Consider the following 1,602-nt stretch of genomic DNA (forward strand, 5'->3'; position numbering starts at 1 on the left):
CAAGGTACCGGCGTTGGCGTTCGGCATGGCACTGGTGTTGGCATTCGGCATGGCACGGGTGTTCGCGCTCGGTGTGGCACTGGTGTTGGCACTCGGCATGGCGCTGGCGTTCGCACTCGGCATGGCACTGGCGTTGGCTCTCGGCGTGGCACTGGTGTTGGCGCTCGGCATGGCACTTGCGTTCGCACTCGGCATGGCGCTGGCGTTCGCGCTCGGCATGGCACTTGCGTTCGCACTCGGCATGGCACTGGCGTTGGCACTCAGCAAGGTACCGGCGTTCGCACTCGGCAAGGTACCGGCGTTGGCGTTCGGCATGGCACTTGGCATGGCGCTGGCGTTCGCACTCGGCAAGGCACTGGCGTTCGCGCTCGGCGTGGCACTGGTGTTGGCATTCGGCATGGCACGGGTGTTCGCGCTCGGCATGGCACTGGCGTTGGCTCTCGGCAAGGCACTGGCGTTCGCACTCGGTATGACGCTGGCGTTGGCGCTCGGCATGACACTGACGTTCGCATTCGGCATGGCACTGGCGTTCGCACTCGGCATGGCACTGGCGTTCGCACTCGGCATGGCACCGGCGTTGGCACTCGGCATGACACTGATGTCCGCATTCGGCATGGCACTGGCGTTGGCACTCGGCATGACATTGGCGTTGGCACTCGGCATGGCACGGATGTTCACACTCGGCATGGCGCTGGCGTTCGCACTCGGCATGGCACTGGCGTTCGCACTCGGCAAGGTACCGGCGTTGGCGTTCGGCATGGCACTTGCGTTGGCATTCGGCATGGGACTGGCGTTCGCGCTCGGCGTGGCACTGGTGCTGGCATTCGGCATGGCACGGGTGTTCGCGCTCGGCATGACATTGGCGTTGGCGTTCGGCATGGCACTTGCGTTCGCACTCGGTGTGGTACTGGCTTTCGCACTCCACGTGGCGGCGGCGCTGGCTCTCGCAGTTGTGGTCTTGGCGCACGTCAACGTAGTGGTGGTTCTGGGGGTCGGGTCGCCGATTCCTTTCAGTGGTGTTATGTCGGTTGGGGTGTGGGCGCCGGTCTCCGTTGCGGTTGTGGCGGTGACGTTGTTTGGGGTGCTGGGGCGAACGTGGCTGGCGTTCGGGTTGGCATGGGGGTCGGCATTGGCATCTGCGTTCACGGTGGGTGTCGCTATCCCGCTCGTGGCGTCGGTCTGCTTCTTTGCCTGCTTCTTCACGGTCTTCGTCATTTCTTTCTTCGTGGCCTTCGTCGTTGGTTTATTCCGGTTGGTCGGGGTTGGGGTATCTGCACTGCCGGTTGCTTGTGTCTGGTCGATGGCATTTGAGGTGGCGCTAGTGCTGGCACACGCGATGGAGCTGGCGTGGGCGTTGGTGCTCGGCTTTGTACTGGCGTTGGCATTCAGCGTGGCACTGATGTTAGCACTCGGCTTGTCACTAGTGTTCGCACTCGGCCTGGCACTGGCGTTGGCGTTCTGCGTGGAACTGACGTTGGCACTCGACATGGCGCTGGCGTAGGCATTCGGCATAGCGCTGGTGTTCGAATTCCGTGCGGCCCTGGCGTTGGCGCTCTGCGTGGTACTGACGTTAGCGTTCGGCATGGTACTGGCGTTGGCGCT

1 protein-coding gene is annotated in these 1,602 nt (G+C 63.6%); it reads right to left on the reverse strand.

Translation table 11 applies throughout. The features are described from left to right. Positions 1-260: 260 nt before the first annotated feature. Positions 261-644, reverse strand: coding sequence for a hypothetical protein (locus FJ309_17570; protein MBM3956383.1), 384 nt, complete (start codon positions 642-644; stop codon positions 261-263). Between the last annotated feature and the right edge of the window lie 958 nt (positions 645-1,602).

The organism is Planctomycetota bacterium (genome assembly GCA_016872555.1).
In the GTDB taxonomy this organism is placed as follows: domain Bacteria; phylum Planctomycetota; class Planctomycetia; order Pirellulales; family UBA1268; genus F1-20-MAGs016.